Genomic DNA, 20,208 nt, shown 5'->3' on the forward strand with positions numbered 1-20,208 from the left:
CCTTACCCTTTTTTATTCATCGTTTGCGATGGTATGGGTTTCATCTGTGCATCTTCATCATCAGGGTTACTCCACACTACCCGCGAATCGGATAAGTCGACTCCATATACTTCACTGAGCTTTGGTAGAACTTGATCAATATCCTTTTTACAAGTTTGGCCTCTATAATTATCAAACTCATAGGTGCAACTGCCATCCAAGCGTATTTTGAATCTCGCTCTGTTTCCAGCAGGTCTACTTGCAGCAATAACGACTTCGCGAATGCCAGCTTTCGTTTCCACCATTTTTGGTTTTTGCACTGTGAAACCAGTGCTCTTTAGCGTGGTAAAAATAGCTTTTACCGTTTCTTTTCTCACCGCTTCATTTTCGATTATTTTATCTGCTCTATCTGATAAATGATCTATTTCTTTAAGCTGCTCATTTGCATCTTTAGAATTCGCAGAAATAATTGTATTTGCTTGTTCAGTCAATTTTTTAGACTCATCAGCTGGCAGGCTTGGTGAAACAATGTCGACTACAGCTTGGACGACATCACAATTAGTCGTGTGCTGTGTTTGCTTTTCGATGATAGCTCGATGCTCCACCGCTTTTGCTAACCCTCTGGTTTTAAGTTGCTTAAATTGATCTAATAAATCCTGAAGTTTTACTGATGATTGCTCCGCGAACACTTGCTGTTCAAGTTCTTTAACTTCTTTTAGCATTAAATTCAGTGATAATTTATCAGTCCAATTACGTAGCGCTTCTGACCACGCATTACTTATATGTGCTTTTCTTTCTTTTACTGCGTTGGCTTTTGCCTCAAGCTCATCTCGGTGTTGCTGATACTGTGCCTCTTCAACTTGCACTTTAATACGTCGCGCTACATTACGCAGAGCAAAAACGTCATTCCCCAACGATTTAGATCTTTCTCTAGCACTAAATGGGTCATGAGCAAGCTCTGCTTCTATTCGCTTAAGCTGGGATAAACAACTGTTATAACGTTCCTGTACGTACTCTGCTAAACCTTGCTGCTGTACACTAGCTAACTCACTATGGTAACGATCGATAAATGAATATGTGGTATTTCGGACCCGTTCCTCAGCTACTCTTTGACGCTGCTCACGTTCCAACCTATATCGTGCATTATGTATCTGGCTCATTTTCTCTTCCTTTTCTTCGACTTTTTACCTGCCGTGTTCGTTAGGTATTCCTGTGTCGACTTATTCGCAATGCCTTCTGCATTAGCCATATTTCTTAAATTTTTATCATCGGTGAGCAGTAATGAATTACACAATCTAAAATAAACAGCCACCGAGAGAATATGAATATCTGGTGAGTCTAATGAAGATCTATCCATTTTCTCCACCAGCTCGATATGAGAAGGCTCATAACTATTCAGTTCATTTAACCGATTAATTGCAGCTCTGGCGCGCTTAGCGGTTTCTGTCCACTCACCCTCTTCATTTTTGTCATTTTTTAACCTATCAAGCTCGTGTGTTACTGTGACAGGGATTTTGAGCTCGTCTGAGGGTTTAATTTTATCGAGGAGATGAAGGCTATGCATGAGGCAGTTCGTATCAATAATAATAATACGCTTATTAGTTTTCTGAGGGTCTTCATATTGGATACTAAAGTGGGCAAGCGCTTTTGTTAGCTTATCGTCTAATACCGCTAAATCTGAGCAGCTAAAAATAGAAGGATTAAGGCTTTCGCGAAACACATTAACGTGATCGTGAAGGCGATGTAAGAGCTTATAGCGTGCAACATTAAGCTTTAACAAGTCAAAGTTATTTAAGCTTAATAAATCCTGCCCTGTTTTATTTCTAAGTGACGCGTACACATCAGCCAACTCTGCAAGTGTCTTAGAAATAGATAAACTAGATGTAGGTTCACGTTTTTTAATAGCGTTGTTGATAAGCGTAACCGCACACTCAGGTGTCAATGCATCTAACTGTATATTTTGCTCATTAAATAACTGGGCATAACTCACTACTTCTTCTGTACTTCTCAATAGCTTCACTTTCTTTCTAAAGTGATGAGGAGATACTTCAGTATTAAGTTTTTTCATTTTTTCGTAGTACTCGACTACCTGTGACATATATATACTAGGTAAGCGCTCAATGGCTTGCTGAACACCGATAACGGCAGAAAAAATAATAATATTAATATCATTGTTTGTTAGTAAAAAGTGTTCTAACTCATTTATTTTTTCACTCGACTCAACCAGTAATGCCAGGTCAACAAGCCGCGGCTGACCACGATAAGAAACCTCGCAGAGCCCACGCTTTAAAACACTCCCTTCTTTAGGTTTAGTTTTTATTAGTGCATCAACACCACTATCCAATTCAACTGGAGACTCTTTGAGCGTTAAGACCTTATTGACCAATGACGTTTCTTCACTTGGATCTAAAACAATAAGTACGTCATCAGTTTTAATGGTGTTTACTAAAGAAAAAAGATAATAAGGCTTTTGCTTTACAATTAAATCGCGTGTTTTCTTAATAGGGGCTAAATCACGTACTTGACGCCAATCCACCCTAAAAGGTGGGTTACTAGACTCTGTGGTAAAAGCTGGAGAGACCAAAAACTGCCAAAGATATTCCGCATCAGCCGCATCAAGCCATATTGAAAAATCATTATCATTAGCGATGATTTCTATGTTGCCGTTACGAGTAATATCTATTTTAAACGTTTTTCGATCACGAAGCGCACCACGAAATGCAGATTCTATGCTTTTAATTCGTTCATTCGGTTTTTTTTCCCATTGTTGACCCAGTTTCTCATCCACCAGCGGCTTTACCGCAGAAAGCGTAACGTCCATCTCTTCACTAGGAAGACACTTCACATCTGAGTAGGTATCCGTTTTTATTTGGTTTTTTCCAATTAGCTTACCGGAAAAAGGATGGTAGTACGCCGTTTCCGTTGTATTTTTGCTTTTACTCGGCAATGCGTTTTTTTCGAGAAACTCTCGCCCCTCCGCGGTAATGGCAATACTATTGCATGTTAATGCCGCACCATCTGATATTGTGGAGCCATATAAAAATTCCACAGCCCTAAATCCACTCAAATATTTAAGTGCTTCTACAAAAAAGACCGAGTTTACCTTTAACTGATTTGCTATATCTTCAAGTCGATAATGTCCCAGTTGCTCAGCGTGCTTAGCAAATAACTGCAATACGCTTTTTTCAAATACCGTAGGGCGGCGTACCGTTTGGTAGGCAACCTTAGACTCTATAATAAAAACAGGCACATCAATTCGTATATTATGCTCGTAAATCATCGTTGTACTCCTTTACCTAACGGTGTTGTATAAGCAAATTGTTCCGCAAATTCAGCAGCATCAAAAATGCCTGCCTCCCGATCTAATTGAGCAAATATTTGCCGGTAAACCTGCTTCTTTTGTTTCCCAGGTTTGTCCATATTAGGAAGCCATATGTCCCTGGTTTCCAGCATATTTCGTGCACCAAAGACGATCAGTAAATTTTGTGCCCGTGACATCGCCACGTTAATAAATTCATACCGTGCGATATTCGCCTTGGCCGATCTGCGCCTTTCTTTTGGCCCACCATCATTACGTACTAAACTCATTAAAATAATGGGCTTTTCCTTGCCTTGATACCTTATAACCGTATTGATCTCAATATGAATAGCATTAAACTGAACCTTACCATGGTTATGCCTTTTAATTGCCTCTCGAATAACGCGACACTGTGCAGCATAAAAAGACACCACCCCAACCTCTTGCTTTTTCTTTCCTTGTTTACCAAACCCTTGTTGTGAATATTGTTGATTGATCTCCACAAGTGTTTTAGCTATGAGCTCAGCTTCTAAACGGTTGGTTCTATCCTCACTTTCTTTAAATGGCTTTCGCTTTAAATCAAGCGATGTATCAATCCACAGCACATGATCATTTGCGGATAAAAGTCTGTTATTGCGACTTTTCAAAACAATATTATGTGAACGATCTTTATCTTTATTGCCACATATAAGCTGACCATCATAAAAGTGATTTACAAAACTCATAATTTGCGGGTGCATACGATATTGTGTGGTTAATCTTTCTTTAATTGACTCATCCGCATTCTCAAAGTGCTCTTTAAAAAGTGATGCTGTCACCATTTTTTCGAAACGCTGCAAGTTTACTTTTGTTAGTAGTGTCTCGGCAGCATCATCTTCAGACTCTTCAACTTTGTCCGTAAATGCCTGCGCATCTTGGCTCTCTTGAAAAACAGGTGGTAATTGACGATGATCACCAACCAATACCGCTCGTCGAGCTCGCATCAAAGGGAGTAACAACTCAACGGGGGTTGCTTTAGATACCTCATCAATAATAACCGTATCAAAGCTTTCCATGCCCGCATCTCTAAGCGTTCTATCACTCTCATTACACGAAATAGCAACGAGGTTACAATTTTCAACGAACGTTTCACTAACATGCTCCCAGTCGTATTGCGCTGAACTCTCCCTCGTTAAGTTATCTTTCCAATCACTTAAAAAGTTTTGCATCGGTGCCTGGCGCTTATCTTCCTCCATGGCCACATACATTTGTTCCTCATAATCTTTTTTAGCTTTTATTAAACATTCACTTAAGCTAAGTGTTGTATCATCATAACGCTGTGATACTAATCTAGAAGCACTGGCTTGAAGTGACTCAAGACGGCGGGTTTGTGAGATTAACTTTTTCTCTATCTGTGAAAGCGACGCCTCTATCTCTTTTATTTGTTCATCAGCAGGTGCTTTAATCGCATCATATTCAATTAACCATTGCTTTAATTGATCGGCGACTATATTAAGTGCGTTGTTAATTTCTTTATCGAGCACTTCTAAATCATGGAGGCGATTTGCTAACAATGCATACGTTTTCGAAGCATCGATGACGTTAATGATATGTGTACAATCAACGAAACAATTATATGTTGAAGCATCTAATCCTGTGGCTTGGTTTTTTAGCTTTTTGATGCGTCTTCTGACTTCACGCCACTGCTGAGCGAGTTCCTCAGTGTCATCTTCATCCATGCGATTAGCGAGTTCAGTTTCTCGTATTTTAAGTAACGCTAACTCTTCTCTAATAGCAGTGTCTTGTAATGCACCAGCCCCAGCATCACGCAGGCGCAATAAGTCAGTGCTGATCGCTGGGAGTATACGTTTAACATTAGCCCACGTATCCAGTAACGCGTTCAGAACCAACAAGCAGGAGTTTTGATTATTAAATTGATTAAACTCTAAAAAATTAGGATCTACACTAATATTGTGTACTGACATCCTTTGCAATGCTTGAAGCAGGTTTTGGCTAACTTTTGGTAAAAATGAATCATGTGACAATTCCCACTTTTGACTTTCAATGCTTAGCAAAGAGCTCTTTGTTGCTGTTTTTTGTTTAGCCAATGCTTCATAGTTGGTTACCGCTGCTTTATAAGCTCGCTGCTCTGTGCTCAAGCGCGCTTTAGCTACACTTCTTTGCTGTCGCAGGTCGTTGCACTCGGATTGAGCATACTCTAAATCAGCACTCACATAATCAGCTTCATCAATCCATAGCCGTAATTGTGTAAACTCTTTATCACGTTGCTTTTTAGGCTCAAGCCACTGCTGCGATACATATGTACTCAAACTAGAATAATAGCGCTCTAGTGCTTTATCTTCAGCGAACCCTTTTCCCTCTTCGGTGATTTTCCCCTGTCCGCGCGCAAGTCGAATGGCTCTTAATTCAGGGCGGTTTTTAATACAACTTAGAGCATTATCGATGGCATCGTGTGATTGGCTCGCGAGTAAAATGGTTTCTCCCCTGCGTGCTAATTGAAGAATAGCTTCTGCGATTACAGTTGTTTTCCCTGTCCCTGGTGGGCCTTGCACTAAACATAAATCTGGTGCAGACATCATCTTATTAACGGCAAGTTTCTGAGAATCGTTTAACTGCTCGTTAAACCACGACGCAATATGAGCATCATTTGTTGACTGATTAGCTTGCGTGATATCAAATAGGTAACTCGATAAATAGGGAGAGTAACAACTTTCATTTTGACGTAGATTTTTTACAGTTTGTTCATGGCGTTTGATGAGAGCCAGATCACCTACAGAGGGGAAAGAGATAAAACCTTGTTTAGGGATAGCATTAAGTAGTGCGTTTATAACGCGGTCAAACTCAGTCTCATCATCAGAACTTTTCAGTGTCTCTTCAGCTTCACCGCCATGTTCAATTAATTCAAAGTGCCTTTGCGCATTATCAAGTTTATTCTTCCAATCTTCAGATGGTTCAACCACTAAATATGCTAAAGTAGGATCTTTAATGCCGCTCTCATTCAAATAGTTAATATGGTTCGTATTTTCTTTGAGTGTCTTGGCATCTAATTTATTTATCTTACCTTTCAGTTGACCAAGCTCCTCACCCCGGGGGATACGAGTAGACTTTTTATTAGCATCAAGTTTAAAGTCCCATTTGTTTTGGGAGATCCCTAACTCGAACGCCTCTAAGCTTTTTCTTTTAAATAAATGCCCTGCTTGGTTAATTACCTGAGCATCTTCACTGACAACAAGGAATGCTAAGTTATTCTCAGGCGTAACTGTACACTCCAAATACCTTAAGCCAATTGTTTTTCGGTCAACTAATTGCTTTTTAAAAGTTAAGAACTCCTGCCAAGCTTCTAACCTTTCTGCAGCTTTTACTGAAATCGCAGGGAGCGCTGCCGCAAGCTCCCTAGTTAATATATTGTCAGTACAGCGACGTTCAGGGCGGATAGAACTTGCAGATGTAAGGGTTTCCACCTCGTAATTAGTTGCATGTTCATCATTAAAACTCGTAAAAATATCTTCCGGGATAAACACTGGGTTTCTTTGGTTGACACCCCAAAACCCTCGAATACAAATCGTACTGGTAGGCGGCAGGTACCCTAAAAACTCGCCATGATTAGGTATGCGAATTGCAAGGTTAATGCGTTCATTGGCGGCGTCTTTAATCGATAAGTTTGCTAAAAAGTACGGCAGCGGGATATTTTCTATAAAAAAATCATTTAAGAATTTATCTAGTTGATCTTCTAGGCCTTCACTATGCTTTTGATATTTTTCTTTTAGTGCCGGGTGTTTAGAAAACAAGCGCTTTAGTGAGTCTTTTAAACGTTTTTCATTCCGGTTAGATTCGTTGCTCCAATAAAGCACCCCTTCCAACTTTTTATTTGTCTCTGGCACTACTTTTTTAGCAAATGAGTTAGACAAGCCTTGAGCCTGATAGTGTTCACCTTCAGATAATGCATCATCAAAGTGGCTTTCCATAACAATCCTTTTTCCCTTTACCCAAAACAATACATTTTGAGCATTTATATTTATCATAAATATTTTATTGAACTCGTATATCTAGCCCCACTGAATCATATTAAGAATATAAGTTATTATCTCCTTAAAACCAGCGGTAAAGATAAGCAAAACAAGTACTTTGTAATATAGAAAGAGAGCACTTACATCTACTTATTAAAGGGGGCTAACGAAGTCGAGAAATATTTATACTGCATTTTAATCATTAAAACTTCTATTTTAATTACCTATTTAATGTACATTTTCTTACTATGATAATCAATTACCACGCCAGCATTCAGCTAAACAGACGCACTTCATCGTGAATAACACTTACCGTGCATAGTGGTCAGCTAATTGAGCAGAACATTGTCATAACGAACAATGATCTAATATTGAGATGTTAAACCGCAAAAAAAAAGTAAAGTTCATACAACTGAATTTGAATTATAAGCAATTAATTTGGCAGCGGAGTAGGCTATCTAACTTCAGAAAACACAGTCTTATTAATGGCTAAAGCTAAGCTTATAACGAGAAAAAACTCTTCCATGAGTCAGCTCAACAGTGGTTATACAGCGAGATTACTTCATTCTGAACACCGGTTTGCTCGACAACATTAGATAAAGCCTTAGTCTGTAAATATTAAATTTGTACTAAAAATTATCAAAGTTATAGTTTAATATGAAGTTTAAAATATACTCATCAGGAGATAATTTATGAACGCAATACAAATAGCCACTTTATTAGTTTTAGCTATGTCTGTAGTGGCTCTCGCCACTGGTTTATACGCCCTTAAAAATAGAAACAGATAGTGTTCTTTTATCTAATTAGCAATATTTTCCAGCTTTGATAGCGTATAAGTCGACATACGCATTTCGTGTCCCAAAGATCGTATGCGATTTAGGATATTACTCATTACCTTGCTATATTATTTTACTCAGGGTTTTACGAGTTAGCTATGAACGCTAAAGGTAATTGTTGTCAATCATAGTGAGCTACTAATGAATAAGGTACAGCATATAAGTACAAAGCATGACTTTATCAATACCGTCACGCTTGGAGAATTAAATACACACTCAAACCCTATGGCTGAAATTGCGATAGTTAAAGTAGGCTTAACAACAGCCGGTTTACGTACTTTTTCTACTTCAATACAATGGGAATTGAGTACTTTAGCAAAAGCGCTGGGCACAACTGAACGTACTTTGTTACGTAATAAAGATAAGCCTCTAAATAAACAGATCAGTGAGAATGCGATTGAAGTGGCACGATTGTCAAACTTTGGGATTGCATATTTCAGCAGTATCGATAATTGGAATATATGGTTAGGCACACCCAATGTTCAGTTTGATAATCAACCCGCGCGAGCCATAATGAACAGTATCCGTGGCCGTGAATTAATACGCAGAGTCATTAGCGGGCTACAGCATGGATTTACAGCGTAATAGTCGTTTATCGGATAGGTCCTAAGCAATATAACAATCCCTGTAATTGTCTTTCAGTATTGAACGCCATAGTGCTAAACCCGTTGTATTGCTGCTTATACCGCCTCTACACAACAATCGGGTATGCTTGAAAAGGCTTCGGTTTGTCATTTAAGCCGCATATATTCATACGTAAACCTAATTTCTCAGCTGTTTTTAATCACGCAACTGCTTTGGTAATCCCTCAGCCACTCCAAATTTTTCCTGTATTTGCTTTTCAGAAATGGCCGACGGAACTAACGATTTAAAGTAAAGACACTTATAGCCTAAATAAGCTTAGACCTTAGCGTTTAGCTGAATAAGTCTTAACATGAACTGTCAGATCTTGTCTGAACTAATACATTTTAACATTAAAAGTAATGACCAGAACTGTTTCTTAAACTAACAACGTATACATATGCAAGCGTGAACTACCCATCGACGCCAATACGCGTCGATCAATGGGTTTTCTCGGAAAGATTCGATAAAATTGAGATGTTACCCCTTATTTTAAACGGCCCATTAACGAAGTCAGATAGGCAGCAGCGTCCGTTTTGTCGTTGTTATACCACGCATAAAATCCCAATAAATCGATTTATCCACCTAAACCACGGCTCCCGCAACGATCCGCTCCAAAGTTAAAGGTCAAAAAGCAATCAATCCAGAATGGTTAGATATATTCCTAAAAAAGCAACTACACAGGCCAGTTACGTTTTCAGAGAGCCCGATGTACATCCATGCTTTTATGAAGAACTCGAATAATTACAACTTCTTTCTTGCCGAATTCTTTGTAATAGATTACATGACTCCCTTGCGGTCGCTTTCTATAGCCTTCTCTAATGTAATCACAAATATAACCTAGCTCTGGTTCTTCTGCAATTTGATGAAAAACGCTATCAAGTAATTTTAAATAGTCATTTCTCTGCTGCCTGCCCCAGTTAAGTTGCGTGTAACGAGCAATTTTTATTAAATCTGATTTAGCTTTTTTAGATATATGAAATTTCATATCAATGATTTTCTTTATCTAAGTCACTTAATAGTGTGTCATATGAATAGTCAGCTATTCCGCTGTTTTCTCCCTCAACCAACATATTCCTTAAATTGTTCATTTTCAATTCTTGATCTTCTAAGGCTCTTAATCCAGCTCTTAGAACTTCACTTGCAGATCCATACCTACCAGTCTCTAATTGCTGACTAATAAATGAGTCAAAATGCTCACCTAATGTAACACTTGTATTTTTCGCCATGCCAACCTCCAATACCAAAATTCAATATATTTTGGTATCAAAAACATATCAAGTCAATTAAGAAACACAAAAAACACCTCCTAATCCTGCGTTGCTAAAGTATAAGCAACTATTTTTTAGTTTCTTATTAAGGTGTTCTGGTCAACTAAAACTGGACACTTTAATTTGATAATTCTCAAACTCTACCCAATAGCGCCAAGTGCTCCATCTAAATCTAATGAGCCAAAGCGAGTTAATTTAGGTGGTGGTGAAAGGCGCACCACCACGAAGTGCTGGCTTTAATCAAATCCTTCCTGCTGAGCTAAATATTGCTTCACGATTTCAAGTGGCGCACCTCCGCAACTAACCAGACAATAACTTCTGCTGTAAAAAACTGGCTTCCAGTAAAACTCACCCAAGTGTTCGAAAAACTCCTTTCGCACAAGTCTTGATGTAGCAGTTTTTAAACTGTTCACCATTTTACTTGGTTGCATCTTGGGATTAGCAGAAATTAAAAGGTGAAGGTGATCTGGCTCACCATTGCACTCCAAAAGCTCACAATCCCAAGATTTTAACAACCTTTTGTACTGAGATTCTAAGTACGCGGCAACCTCTGGCGTGATACAGCGACGACGATATTTAGTTACAAGAACTAAATGATAGTGAATATTATAAACGCTGTGATACAGCGTATTTAGGGCTTGTTTTTTCATAACAACTAAATATAGTTAGTTGTTATGAAAAAAGCAATCCGTAAAGTTACATATAAAATGAAACCATCAGTTTCTCAAGAAGAATCGCTGATGGATTTGTTTGTCCACCATCACCAGTTGTACAACTGGGCTTTACGTGATCGCATCGAAACATATCGTGATTCTAATTACAGTCTTAACTTTCACGAACAGTGCAAAATCAACACTCTGTGGCGTAATAATCGTAAAGCGCATGGCATTTTCAATGCTAATGCTCAGAGTGAGCAAGTCACATTAAAACGTGTTGCACTGGCTTTTGACGGTTTTTTTAGACGGCTCAAAAAAGGTGATAAGAAAGCTGGATTCCCACGTTTTAAACCATTTCAACGCTTTAAAGGTTGGGGCTACAAGGCTCATGGTGATGGTTGGAAGCTCAACCTGAAAGAAAAAAAGCATGGTGCTGTTTATTTGGCTGATGTTGGTATCGTTAAGATCCGAGGTAAAGCTAGAAACACAGGAGGCAAGCCGAAAACTGGCGAAATCATCCGAAAGAATGGTGAGTGGTTCATTTCAGTTTCAATGGAGTATGACACCATTGAGAGAAACTGTGGCACTAAAGCTGTTGGCTTGGATTGGGGTGTTTCTCATTACTTTTCGACAATCGATCAGGATGGTAATTTTGAGCAAGTCGAAAACCCCCGTTACCTCAGAAACAGCAAAGAGCGATTAACCTCTTTACAACGTGACCTCGCGTTAGCGAAAAAAGGCACTCGCACCCAGCGAAAATTAAAGCATCAAATAGCCAAACTCCACCAGAAAATCGCCCGTCAAAGACTCGATTTTACTCATAAAGAAACTGCAAAATTAGTTGAAGTGGCGGCATTGATCGCCACCGAAAAACTCACCGTTAAGAACATGACTCGCAGTGCCAAAGGTACTGTCGAGAAAAACGGAAAAATGGTGAAACAAAAGGCTGGTCTGAATCGGGAAATTCTGAACACCGCGCCAGCCATGACTCTTAATTTGCTGCGATACAAAGCGGAAGAAGCTAGTAGCGAATTTGTTGAAGTACCAACAAAGCAAGTTAAGCCAAGTCAAACCTGCCCAGACTGCGGAGCTAAGAAGAAGAAATCCTTAGCAGACCGCTGGCACTCATGCGAATGTGGTTGTGAGAAGCCCCGCGATGTAGCCAGTGCGCAAGTTAACTTAAACTGGGCGTTAGGTATTCAGGCTGGGAACCAGCCTAAAAAGGTAGCTTAGGCTTTCTTTTTGAAACTCCTTCAAAACGCGCAGCGTTTAGTGGGAGTTGTTCATAGGCGATAGATCATTATTCGCTGAATGCAGAGGTAATCCCCCATTTTTAATGGAGGCTATCTATAGAATTTCTGTTGTTTAACTTTTCCAGTTTTTGTATGAGTGTGAGCTCTAATGCGAGAGCCTTTAAACCAGCCAAATTAATTGAGGCTAGATACAAGTCAATATTTCTGTTTATTTCATGACCGATGTAACCTAACCACCTACTTAACATAATAATAGCTATCGTAAATAGGGGTTTACGAGAGCTATTATTATAAGTTATTAGTGCTATTTACATATTTATAGCTACACAGAAATCGGCGAAAAATCATTAAACTTAAAACCCATAAATAACCTTATTTATCGCTTCCAAACCGACTTAAACATAAAGAGCCTTTTTTTAAAACTTAGTTTNGAAATTAAAAGACTGATAAAGAAAAGACATTACAGCATGCTTTTAAGGGGGCTCTGATGTTTTTATATACCAAAAAATTATGTTTACGATTTGATTAATACCTAATCAATAACCCCTACAGAAATAGCAAACTAACCAATTGAATTAAAAATATTTTTTAAAAGTCAAATTTTAGAGAATACTAAATAGGGTGCTCTATTTTTTTGGAACTCGTCAAAAAAACTTATTAATTTGTGAAAAACCTAAAATTTGAAGTCGTTTAGATGGGGGGATATTCATTTTTGAGACTATCTTAAATTTATTGGTAAAAACTCAGAGCTTAAAATAGCGAAAATTTTTAGCTAAACAGGCTGTTCATTTTCAAATTCATATTTCCATTATGCAACTATTTTAAAAATCAGAACATTGATGCTAGCGTACATCGTTATATGCTTTATATATGAACTACGTCTTCTTTGAGTAAATACTTGTTCAACAACGGTCTTCTTCTGGGCCCGTATTAAAACCCATAAATAACCTTATTTATCGCTTCCAAACCGACTTAAACATAAAGAGCCTTTTTTAAAAACTTAGTTAACTGAAATTAAAAGACTGATAAAGAAAAGACATTACAGCATGCTTTTAAGGGNTTGCTTCCAAACCGACTTAAACATAAAGAGCCTTTTTTTAAAACTTAGTTTACTGAAATTAAAAGACTGATAAAGAAAAGACATTACAGCATGCTTTTAAGGGTGCTCTGATGTTTTTACATACCAAAAAATTATGTTTACGATTTGATTCATACCTAATCAATAACCCCTACAGAAATAGCAAACTAACCTATTGAATTAAAGTTATTTCTTAAAAGTCAAATTTTAGAGAATACTAAATAGGATGCTCTATTTTTTGGAACTCGTCAAAAAACTTATTAATTTATGAAAAACCTAAAATTTGAAGTCATTTAGATGGGGGGATATTCATTTTTGAGACTATCTTAATTTATTTTTAAAAATCATAAACTTAAAACATATAACGTTTTAACTGAACAGGCTTTTCAGATTCATATTACCGTTAAGCAACTACTTAAATAAATCAGAGGGTCAATACTAGCGTACTTTACTATCCGCTTTCGTTAGCTGAACTCGCCTGCCTTGAATAAATACTTGGTCAGTCGCTCTTCTTTTATACATCCACATTCAAATGCGTAAATAGCGTTATTTATCGCCTCAAAATCCACTAGAAACATAACATCAATTAAAAAAACATAAAAACACCCTTTTTATTAGAAAAAAACCAAATTTTAAATCACTGAAATTAAACAATATTTAGGAATAAGTAGGTTACAGCATGCTTTTTAGGGTTCTCTATTTTTTTTGTACATCAAAAATAATGTTTACGATTCAACTTGTACCTATAGAGCTAGTTATTCACTTGCCGTGCTCATAACAAGTAACTTTTTTTGCTTGTACTTATGTAGGTCTTATGAACACGACTAGTTTACTGCTGTTTCGAAATGAGCCTTAACGCTCCTTTGATAATAAAATGTATAGAGAAGCTAATTATGAAATACAAACAAAAATCGATACCACTTTCAAAGGCTGAGCTGAAGCCTCACCCGCTACTAATTGAATTAACCAAAAATGATGTGATACAGCTAAGAGCAAACCAAAGTATCGATGACTTACCTATAGAAGTAATACAGTCATTATTAGACTTGCACCCATTAGCTGTGATTTTTGATACTGACGATAATAGCTATTTAACACTTACAGCAAGCAGCATACTTGAACGCTTTAAAGCACATCCACTGAAAGCGAAATTAAACTTAAGACTGCTTATTTACCCGCAAGAAGTTACCGAACAAGTTCTTCTGACAACTCTACTCTTTGACGGTGCATTAACGCTTTTTTCAAAAAGCAATTTAAGTACAAATATTAAACACCGTCTTAATTGCATTAAAGAGCAAGGAATAGCGACACCTAAACAATATGTATTGGCAAATCTAGCTAATACATCTCCTTCAACTTTTCGGTAATGGAGTGCTAAACATGGGCATATCGGAGCATATTGCGAGAAGTAACCGTTTAAGTAATGCCGGTGGTCGCTACCCTAATGCATTAGCGCACGCCACAACATTAGCTATTATGTTGATAAAGCTAGCTAGAGTTGATGCTAAAGCTCGTCCAGCAATGACTGCAGTAGCACTATTCATGTGGTTAACACTAGGCTGGAAGTACATTAGTTCGGCAAGTGATATTCCTGATTTTATAAAAATACCAGCCACAAAACCTTGTAAAAAGCACACTTTTCGCACTTATTATGATGGTACAGTATCGTGGGCTGAGTATGCGAAACCCTATAAATACAAAAACCGTATTGTGTATTTATGGCAACCTATGCCGACCTATTTAAATGTATTTTTTCAACGCTTTATTAGCGATCACACTTACGGTACGCCTTTTTTAAATCTCAAAAACAAAGCACATTTATTTGAAATAATAAAGGCAGCATGGAAAACACCGAATACATTAAAAGATAACCCTCGCGTTAACAAAAATACCTTCCAGCATTATTTTATTAATTGTGCTCAGGCGGATAACACACTAGGTGCAATAGTTCGATCACAGCTAATAACGAATAATAGAGCACATCATTCTAGCGCGATATATTACCAACAGTTAAATACTGATCGTATCCGTGGCAAGATATTTAATGCGCATAACCGCTACTTATCACGCCTTCTTAACGCAGCAAAAAAAGCTGAACTCCACGTATATTTTGAGCTCTTTCTGGAAGAGTATTCTGTAAACCTTATTAATGCGTCAATAACAGAGGCCGACTATTTATCGCAACCTGGTGAGATAAGTCAGTTTGAACTCGATATCACACAAAACAGTCGTGATAAAAAGCGCACTCCAGCGATTTTAATAGGCAGTGCTCGATCACTTGAAGATAACCACGTCAGTCACTTTTTCCAAAAAGTACATACGTTAGTCGTAAATGCTAAAGAAAGTGTCTTGGCTAAAGGCCCTCGTTCAAAAACATATTTAGCAAATCAATCGGCGCTGCGAGATTACTATAATAAAGCAACCTATCGTATTGCATTACTGTTTATTGTTCTTACTGGCGCAAGGCCTACACATAGCATCAGTATATTATCAATTTATTACTCAGGCTCTGATGTTGTATTTATCAAAGATAAAGGTGTCCTTAGGCAGCTAATACTCTGTGATTACTTGCAACAAGAGATTAAACAGTATTTATCCTTACAATCAGTTATTCGTACACAACTCAGCATACATACTGAATTAGATGAGCTTTGGTATACGTGTAGTGAGAAAAACATCCCGAAGGCCCTAACAAGTCGCGAACTTCGTTTATTCATGCATCAAATTTGGCCCAATGTAGTGCCTTATCAATTGCGCCACTTTTTTAGTTTCTGTGCTAATAGCCATATGTTTTCAGACAAGCTATATGACAACGATATCGATCGGCTGATGGGGCATGAAAATCTGGGAGAGCGCCTCGGAAGCGATATGTTGTTCTCACCTCGATTCGAAGCAATTAAAGGTTTTTTAAATACACTACCGAAGCGTTTAGGACTGAAGGATTTAACTTATGTCTGAAAAATTTATACATCAGCATGCAAAAAAAATTGCTGAGTATTTGACTCAATCTTGGCCATTAAAGACAACAGAAGATGACATCTTTTGGGTATTAGAACACTGGCAAATAACAGAAAAGAAAACGCGTATTGTCGATAATACCGATCTCAGGAAGATCACTCAGCAGATCAATGCTATTCCGACCGGGAAGCAACGAGCATATAAGCAGGCGCTTGAGGGGATTCTTTTTTATTTGGGAGAAGCGTGTCATTGGCAATTACCAGCACTTATAAAAAACACAATCAGTGACACCAACCATCAATATTTTGAAGAGCTTGCAAAAGGTGCAGCGCACGCACATAAAATTTTTGCATGCTACCAACAACAAAAAACGTATTTTTTTGATACAAGGGGCTCATTAACACCGTGCTTTATGGCATTAATAATTGGCTTTGAGATAGCCCCCTTATCGCTTGAGCATATCAGCGCTATTTTAAATAATCCGAATTCGATTATAGATAAAGAAGGTAATCCACGCCTTGCTATTACTCACATGGGGTATGGGGCAGATGAATTAAGAACAACTCATTACTATTTATCAATCGAAAGCTATCGTTTCTTAGAGGACTATTATGCGCAGTCACCTCCAAGAATCGGCTCAAAATGTTTGTATGCAGACTTATCAAGTTGGTTGGAAGAAAATGGGTTACCGGCCTGTAGTATTAAACAGATATGGCCGAAACGATTTCAAATCCATTGGTATCTTCGTTTTCAGCTACCGCCTGTTTTCGTTAAGGATTTGGCTAACCCTGAGCGGCATGTCGGTCTATCAAAATCCACTACTCTATCAAAAATAAGAGAGGCCGGGATTTATGCTATCGATTGGGATACCAAATGGTTTGATTCATTAACTAAATTACAAAAAAAAGTGCGTTGGCCTCATGAAGACTTACTCAAACACTCTGAAAGTTTCAGCACTGTCGAAACACCGCCGTGGGATGCCAATAACATTCTACCGCGCTTGTTATTTGATTACACAAAACAGCTGCTTGTGTATGGGGGAGTAAAAAAAGCGTCCCTTGCATTAGGATCGATTAAAAACTACACCTCACTTAAAAGTAAACTTGAGCCCTACCCTCTGTGTTACGCAGAGGCTATTAGCGAAGAGGCTATTAATGCGTGGGCTCAAACTGTCTATGACTCGATAGACTCCGATATAGTAAAAGGCACCTTTTATAATTTTTTACGCTTTTTAAGCTACCAAGAACAAACAGATACACTCGATTTATCTAGCTTTAGCTCACCTCTGGTAGCGCCATCGGTGAGTCCTGGTCGATTAACTGTTGACGAATTGGACCGTCTACTTGAAGTGCTTTTATCGAGCAAAACTAACAACCCTTTTCGTAGTTTATTTGGTGCGATTGCAGCATTATTAGGGTTTTACGCTATGTTGCGTCGTGGTGAAGTTCTAAGGTTACGCCGTAAAGATATTCGATTTAAACCAGGGACTGGTCTTATAACGATCACGGTAACTAATACATCAGAAGGCAACACCAAAAGCAACACCACTCGCATGGTGTACACCACACTTCCTGTGCAGTACCGCCTGTTATTTATATATCTATTTGAAATAAAAGAGAACATACCTCGCGAGGAACCTTTGTTGGGGTTTGAAGGCGAGAAATACCATTCACGCCAGCTTTATTACTTATTACCTGTGTCGCGTGCTTTACGGTATTTATTTGGTAAGCATCTTAATTTTCATCATCTTCGCCACAGTGGTGTACATCTGTTTATGCTGCAAACACTACATTTCGTGATCGATACACCAAATGAACACCGAGGGAAAACCCCATTAGAGCAAGAAGTGCTTTCAAACGACTCGGTGACTACTCGTTTCGATTATTGGTTTGAAGGCAGAGCTGTTAACGAAGTGAATGATGCTGCTTTTTTAGATGAAATGGGTTTGCAAATTGGTCACCTCTACTATGAAACAACAAGGTGGTCGTATTTACATGATATTGAATGGCTACTCCCTATTATTAGTCGTGCACATGCACCGTATGTTCTTCATGAATATACGCACAGTGAGCTGCGCTATTTATTAGGGCTACACCCTAAATCTAACGACCTATCTCGAATACTACTTAGGCTCAGCCCTGAATACGCCAATAAAACACTGGGACAAAAACGCAGTCAACCAGTAAAAATGAGTGATAGGCAGCTCAGAGAGGTCATACTTGGCAAAAAGAGTGAAGCGGAAAAAACGAGTACAACTATTGATCTTGCCTCAATGTGGAAAAAATCAATTCATAGTAGCGAACACTCGTTACTGGGTTTTATTTTTGAAGCCATGTTTGAACATAAAGCACTCGACTTCAGTGCACTTAGCTTTATATGGGGTAATGGCAGTAAGCATCATATTCAACCGGTTTCTAAAAAGCAGCATACAGCTCTAAGCAATCTACCTCCCGTTGCACTTTCTGATGATGGTCAATCATTACAAATAACGCTGGCCTGCAATAGCAAAAACGCTCGTGCATTTACCACCGCTTTTAGACATAGCGATTGGGGCTGGTTAACTTGCAAATTTGTATTATCCGTTAATCGAAAAACCAATATCGAACGACAAAAACAGCTGCTTAAAGCACAGTTCGCTCAGAAAAATGAAGTCATTCAAATCACTAAACATGCTACAGGAGAAACAACATTAACTATTTATTTAATACCCAAAAAGCCTCTTTCACCTAGTGTGCTCAAGTTTGCACATAAATTTATTCAATCATTCAAATACAATAAGGAACAACCATGAAGATTAAAATTCCTAGTAATAAAAAAGCACTATTCGAAAGCATCACGGAGGTTATTGATACTCGTTATTTTGATAACCTAGCAACCGTATTAATAAATAAAAAAGAAGAGTCGATTACAATAATAGCGGGTAAACCGCCTTTATGCTCGCATAGTAAATTTACACTTGATAAATCTTCTAGTCATGTAAAAGACACACAATTTTCTATAGATGGCAGTTTTATAAAGCAGCTCCCAAACTATTTCAGTAAAAATGAAGACATTGAATTCAGTGTTCACACCTCCTTTTCAAATGCGACATCAGTTGAATTAATCCATAAAGACACTAAAAGCAGCGAAAATGCACTGCGTCGGTGTGAGTGTGTTGATGTATATGAAGCGCATTTAGCTTATCTCAAAGAAAGTGCACAGCGCCCAACCTCAACTGTTTCTAAAGCTACAATAGAGCGAGTTATATATGAGGCAAAACAAAATATGCCTTTAGAATTATGTGAAATGAACGCAGAAAAACAATATTGTCGAGTTCAACGCGATGGAAATGTAGAGGAAGTGCACCTACCTGACAACCTAAATCTACCGGTTTCAATGGTTTTGACAGAGGAGATTATCCGTGAGGTTGATAATGTATGTAAAGCAACAGAAGGCGATGAAATTGAAGTTGCCCAACAAGGTGAATCAATCACCTTTAAAACACCGGAAGTCACAGTCACTTATTCATTGGCCGGCGTTGAAGAGTTTTACGCAAAGAAGCCTCTTAAATTCATTAACGAAAAACATGTTGTAGTAGATTTCCTTGCACTTAAAAATGAAGTTAGGCACTGCTCAGCTGAGTATAAAACTATTAAAAAATCAGATAATGCACTCTTATATTTAAGCGGTGATAAAGCCGCTATTGCATTTATTATGCCCCCTTTTGAATTTGTGCACCCAATCGCGGTAACTCAAACGTGTAGCGAAACAAAAAATAGTGAGTCATTATATCGCTTTTCACTAAAAGCACTATTGGGCATTAACATTAGCGACTTAACCCAAGCGGAAAGTACGCGCCTCGACATTCTTAAGTACGAAAACGGCGAACGTAAATTAGGTGTGTATTTTTCACTTGAGAACACACTACCACATCGCACTATTTCGATTGAGAAAGATGAGAGCCAGCTTCCTAAAGTTGCAGCGTTGCTTGAAGAGTTAAATCAAAGTCAAGCTGGTACAAATGCTCGAAATACAAAGCGAGAAGTACAAGAAGATTTATTTGGGTACATTATGGATAAAGAGAAAGAGTATTAACGCTGAAAAGCACTAGACAAATATACAGTGTTTACTATATTTTAAATGTGAAATTCTAGTCAGTAGCGCAATTTTGTACTTAGTGTATGGTATTCGTATTACTGACAATAAAATAAGCAGTTGGGGTAGAGAGACTGGAACCTCCCTACCCCGTACCGGCTGCGCGACGTTTAAACC

12 protein-coding genes are annotated in these 20,208 nt (G+C 38.1%); 6 read left to right on the forward strand and 6 right to left on the reverse strand.

What is annotated here, in order from left to right:
- Positions 1–2: 2 nt before the first annotated feature.
- Genes AN390_RS10640 through AN390_RS10650 form a run of 3 tightly spaced genes read right to left on the reverse strand, consistent with a single transcriptional unit; the run spans position 3 to position 7,242 of the window.
- On the reverse strand, positions 3–1,139 hold the full coding sequence (locus tag AN390_RS10640; protein ID WP_055254432.1) for a hypothetical protein: 1,137 nt from the start codon (positions 1,137–1,139) through the stop codon (positions 3–5).
- Positions 1,136–3,259, reverse strand: coding sequence for a PIN domain-containing protein (locus AN390_RS10645; protein WP_055254434.1), 2,124 nt, complete (start codon positions 3,257–3,259; stop codon positions 1,136–1,138). Before AN390_RS10645 ends, AN390_RS10640 begins: the two co-directional genes overlap by 4 nt.
- Positions 3,256–7,242 (reverse strand): ATP-binding protein, encoded by a 3,987-nt coding sequence (locus AN390_RS10650; RefSeq protein WP_055254436.1) that lies wholly within the window; start codon positions 7,240–7,242, stop codon positions 3,256–3,258. The genes AN390_RS10645 and AN390_RS10650 overlap by 4 nt, the downstream gene beginning before the upstream one ends.
- A 1,019-nt stretch (positions 7,243–8,261) precedes the next feature.
- Between AN390_RS10650 and AN390_RS10655 the strand changes: the two genes are divergently transcribed.
- Positions 8,262–8,705: an antitoxin Xre/MbcA/ParS toxin-binding domain-containing protein gene (locus AN390_RS10655; protein ID WP_055254439.1), complete on the forward strand. Its 444-nt coding sequence runs from the start codon at positions 8,262–8,264 to the stop codon at positions 8,703–8,705.
- A gap of 733 nt (positions 8,706–9,438) precedes the next feature.
- Here AN390_RS10655 and AN390_RS10660 read toward each other — a convergent pair.
- The 3 genes from AN390_RS10660 to tnpA form a co-directional block, all read right to left on the reverse strand.
- Positions 9,439–9,729: a type II toxin-antitoxin system RelE/ParE family toxin gene (locus AN390_RS10660; RefSeq protein ID WP_024606401.1), complete on the reverse strand. Its 291-nt coding sequence runs from the start codon at positions 9,727–9,729 to the stop codon at positions 9,439–9,441.
- Between the two features lies 1 nt (position 9,730).
- Entirely contained in the window at positions 9,731–9,970 is a 240-nt protein-coding gene (locus AN390_RS10665; protein ID WP_008113998.1) for a type II toxin-antitoxin system ParD family antitoxin, read from the reverse strand.
- A gap of 278 nt (positions 9,971–10,248) precedes the next feature.
- On the reverse strand, positions 10,249–10,662 hold the full coding sequence (tnpA, locus tag AN390_RS10670) for an IS200/IS605 family transposase (protein ID WP_055254441.1): 414 nt from the start codon (positions 10,660–10,662) through the stop codon (positions 10,249–10,251).
- Positions 10,663–10,686: 24 nt separating this feature from the next.
- Between tnpA and AN390_RS10675 the strand changes: the two genes are divergently transcribed.
- The 5 genes from AN390_RS10675 to AN390_RS10695 all read left to right on the forward strand — a co-directional run bounded on the left by AN390_RS10675 (position 10,687) and on the right by AN390_RS10695 (position 20,031).
- The gene (locus AN390_RS10675; protein ID WP_157686041.1) at positions 10,687–11,901 is read left to right on the forward strand and encodes an RNA-guided endonuclease TnpB family protein; all 1,215 of its coding nucleotides are present in this window, start codon (positions 10,687–10,689) and stop codon (positions 11,899–11,901) included.
- Positions 11,902–13,892: 1,991 nt separating this feature from the next.
- Complete coding sequence (locus AN390_RS10680; protein ID WP_055254443.1) at positions 13,893–14,366, forward strand: hypothetical protein; 474 nt, start codon at positions 13,893–13,895, stop codon at positions 14,364–14,366.
- A gap of 13 nt (positions 14,367–14,379) precedes the next feature.
- Positions 14,380–15,957, forward strand: coding sequence for a hypothetical protein (locus AN390_RS10685; protein WP_055254445.1), 1,578 nt, complete (start codon positions 14,380–14,382; stop codon positions 15,955–15,957).
- Complete coding sequence (locus AN390_RS10690) at positions 15,950–18,748, forward strand: site-specific integrase (RefSeq protein WP_055254446.1); 2,799 nt, start codon at positions 15,950–15,952, stop codon at positions 18,746–18,748. Before AN390_RS10685 ends, AN390_RS10690 begins: the two co-directional genes overlap by 8 nt.
- On the forward strand, positions 18,745–20,031 hold the full coding sequence (locus AN390_RS10695; protein ID WP_055254448.1) for a hypothetical protein: 1,287 nt from the start codon (positions 18,745–18,747) through the stop codon (positions 20,029–20,031). Before AN390_RS10690 ends, AN390_RS10695 begins: the two co-directional genes overlap by 4 nt.
- Positions 20,032–20,208: the final 177 nt, after the last annotated feature.

The organism is Pseudoalteromonas sp. P1-11 (assembly GCF_001399995.1).
In the GTDB taxonomy this organism is placed as follows: Bacteria; Pseudomonadota; Gammaproteobacteria; order Enterobacterales; family Alteromonadaceae; genus Pseudoalteromonas; species Pseudoalteromonas atlantica.